The sequence below is a fragment of the Halolamina sp. genome (assembly GCF_036626355.1).
Classification (GTDB): Archaea; Halobacteriota; Halobacteria; order Halobacteriales; family Haloferacaceae; genus Halolamina.
Map to the genome: position 1 here is coordinate 1 of NZ_JAZKRY010000140.1, position 3,172 is coordinate 3,172.

Here is a 3,172-nt window from a genome sequence, read left to right on the forward strand (position 1 = left end):
CGGCACCCCGACGCCTCCACGATGCCGGCAGTCGCCGGCCCCTCCGGGGAGTTTATCCCTCTAAACGCGCTACCACCGCTTATGCGACACTTCGGCCTCAAAGTCAGGATGGCCATCGTCGGCGCCATCCTCGCGGCGTTCTACCTCGTGGGGGTTGGCGTTGCGATGATGATCTTCGGAACGGGCATCTGGCCCATCGCCGTCGTCGGCTCCATCCTCCTCATCGGTCTCCAGTACAAATTGGGCAAATGGGGTGCGCTCCGGAGCGTCGGCGCCGAGGACCTCCCTGAAGCGCAGTACCCAACCATCCACCGACAGGTAGAGAAGCTCTCCAGAGACATGGGAATCGAGAAACCCGAGCTGAAGATCGCCCGTATGGGCGTTCCCAACGCGTTCGCCGTCGGCCGCAAGGGCGCCGGTATCGTCGTCATCTCCGAGGAGCTCATGCAGATTCTCGACCAGGACGAACTGGAGGGCGTTATCGCCCACGAACTCGCTCACATCGCCAACCGCGACGTCGTGACGATGGTCATCGGCCAGGGGATCGCCTCCATCGTCGGTATCGCGGCGCAGTTCGTCATCCTGCTCTCGGGCGACAACGACCTGGCGGATTTCTTCCTCGCCATCGTCGTCGGGAACATCGTCCAGTTCGTCGTGATGCTGTTCGTACTCGCCATCTCGCGCTACCGCGAGTACGTCGCGGACGCTGACGCGAGCGCGGCCATCGGCCGCGGCGACCCGCTGGCTCGCGCCCTGGAGAAGATCCAGCGCGGGAACGAACACGCCCGCAACTCGAATCTCGACGAGCAGGTGAGCGCGCTCTGTATCTTCGGTAGCAACAGCGGGCTGCTCCAGAAGCTGGTCTCCACGCACCCGCCCGTCGAGGAGCGCATCCAGCGCCTGCGGTCGTAGATGGCCGACATCCGCGACCTCCTCGCGATACTTCTCGGGGTCGCCCTCGGTCTCGTGCTACTCGCTGCGCCGCGGACGGCGTTCCGCCTCTCCGTCGCCGGTGGGCCACAGCAGCGCCGCGGCGAGTACGGCGCCGATGGCGACGTTCCGGGGCGCTATCTCTGGCTCATCCGTGCGCTCGGCCTCGCTTGTCTCGGGATCGCCGGGTTCATCGCCTCCCAACTGTTGCTGTAGCTGGTAACTCAGCCGACACTCGCGCTCGTCTCTACCACAAAGTAGAAGCCTTTTCCACCTCCCCCGACCCAGACACGCAAACGACATGCCCGACCGTGACTGCGTCACTGTCCTCCTGCCGACCTACGACGAGGCCGCCACCATCGGCGACTGCGTCGACGGGTTCCAGGCGGAGGGATTCGACGACATTCTCGTGATGGACGGCGGGTCGACGGACGGCACCAGGGAGATCGCCGAGGAGCATGGCGCCCGAGTCGAGACGCAGTCCACTACAGGGAAGGGTGAAGCTGTCCGGGAGGCCGTCAGCAACCACGTAGCCCGCGAGTGCGTGTTGATGGCCGATGGCGACGGCACCTACCTCGCCGAGGATGCAGACAGAATGCTCGAACCGCTGGACGAAGGCTACGAACACGTCATCGGCAACCGCTTTGGGAACATGGAGGCGGGGGCGATGACGCGGTTGAATCAGATCGGCAACAAACTCACCAACCGGCTGTTCGCGCTCATCCACGGCGAGGAGTTAGCCGACATCCTCAGCGGCTACCGGGCGTTCACCCGCGCATCGTTCGAACGGCTCACCCTCTCTGCGGACGGCTTCGGTATCGAGACGGAGATGGCCGTCGAGTGCGTAAAGCGGGATATCCCGACGACGGTCGTCCCCATCACGTATCTGGAGCGACCGGCGGGGTCGAACACCAACCTCAACCCCATCAGGGACGGGAGCATCATCTTCCTCGAACTGTTCCGGCGGGCCAAGACCAGCAACCCGCTGTTCTACTTCGGGAGCGTGGGCTTGCTCTCCGGGCTCGCCGGGCTCCTGCTCGCAATCTTCGTCACCATCGAGTGGTTCGTCTACGGCGTCCCCCACCAGGTGCTTGCGCTCGGAGGTGCCGCGGGCATCCTGCTGGGCGTGCAGCTCCTGATGTTCGGTGTGCTTTCCGACCTGATTCTCACACTCCACCGCGAGCAGCTCGACCGAATCGAGGCGGTCGCGGATGGAGGCGGCAGCGATGTGGAGCGCGCTGGGGAATAGCCCATCCGCGGTCGGTGCTGAATCTGGTAGCAGAGTCGTCCTCTCGGTCAGCAGACTCAGACATACCGACTCGCCCATACAGCAATCAGAACGGGAGTAGTCGCCGAAGCTGGCCCACGATGCTGCCGCCGGCGGCGCGCCGTTTCCGTTCGTAGACCGGGTGCAGCGCCTCCTTGAGCTCCGTTTCGCTTTCGAACTCCCGGTGATCGGTTTCCTGGAGTGCCGTCGAGAGCGCCAGCGTGTGGCCAGCGGTATCGTAGGGGATGTCCGGATTGTCGAGCCCCTCGACGACCTCTCTGGCGGTCGCCGGGAACGCCACGTCGGCCTCCGAGAGCCGTGCGTCGAGCGCGGAAATACCGAACGCAAGCGTTTCCGGTGGCTCGTCGTCGTCGTCGCCGCCGGGCGGTCTCGCAGCCATTTACCGTCGTTTATAGCTCCGCATGCAAAAAGCACAAGTTACCGTCAGCCGCTGCAGCATCAGTGCGTCGGACCAGGCAACGCGTTTTTCGGGGCTCGTGCCCGACAACGGGTATGACTGAGTACACAACGGTTTCGATTCCCACCGAGCTCGCGGACCGCGTCGACGAGACCATCGAGGGAACCAGCTTCTCCAGTACCAGCGACCTCGTCCGATTCCTCCTCCGAAGCATCGTCATCAAACACCAGCAGCACGGCGAGCTGACGGAGTCGGAGTTCGACGATATCGCCCAACAGCTCGAGGACCTGGGCTATCTGGAGTAAGGCGACCGGACCGTCCTCCTCTCTGAGTGGTGGATGTTACTCCCCATCGCCTGACCCGTTTCTTGCGTTCGCCCTCAGCCGCTTATGTATTTCGAGTATCAGAAAGAGAAATATATCACTATTAACAACAGAACGCCATCGAATGGGTTGTAATGTCCGAACTCAAGTCGTTCCTGGCCGACAACCCGAAGATGATGGGCGTCCTGTTCACGATGATGCTGTTCCTGTCGCAGGCTGGTAGTGCAGCGGCCG

The 3,172-nt window shown here is 63.3% G+C and carries 5 protein-coding genes; 4 read left to right on the forward strand and 1 reads right to left on the reverse strand.

The window, feature by feature from the left end; translation table 11 throughout:
• Positions 1–108: 108 nt before the first annotated feature.
• From V5A38_RS14565 to aglJ, 3 genes are all read left to right on the forward strand, one after another.
• The gene (locus V5A38_RS14565) at positions 109–912 is read left to right on the forward strand and encodes a M48 family metalloprotease (protein WP_332326490.1); all 804 of its coding nucleotides are present in this window, start codon (positions 109–111) and stop codon (positions 910–912) included.
• The gene (locus V5A38_RS14570) at positions 913–1,146 is read left to right on the forward strand and encodes a hypothetical protein (RefSeq protein ID WP_332326486.1); all 234 of its coding nucleotides are present in this window, start codon (positions 913–915) and stop codon (positions 1,144–1,146) included.
• A gap of 85 nt (positions 1,147–1,231) precedes the next feature.
• Positions 1,232–2,179, forward strand: a complete 948-nt coding sequence (aglJ, locus tag V5A38_RS14575) for an S-layer glycoprotein N-glycosyltransferase AglJ (protein ID WP_332326487.1) — start codon at positions 1,232–1,234, stop codon at positions 2,177–2,179.
• Between the two features lie 85 nt (positions 2,180–2,264).
• On the opposite strand, the gene V5A38_RS14580 is transcribed toward aglJ, so the two are convergent.
• Positions 2,265–2,597, reverse strand: a complete 333-nt coding sequence (locus V5A38_RS14580) for a hypothetical protein (protein ID WP_332326488.1) — start codon at positions 2,595–2,597, stop codon at positions 2,265–2,267.
• A gap of 113 nt (positions 2,598–2,710) precedes the next feature.
• Between V5A38_RS14580 and V5A38_RS14585 the strand changes: the two genes are divergently transcribed.
• Positions 2,711–2,920: a ribbon-helix-helix domain-containing protein gene (locus V5A38_RS14585; protein ID WP_332326489.1), complete on the forward strand. Its 210-nt coding sequence runs from the start codon at positions 2,711–2,713 to the stop codon at positions 2,918–2,920.
• Positions 2,921–3,172: the final 252 nt, after the last annotated feature.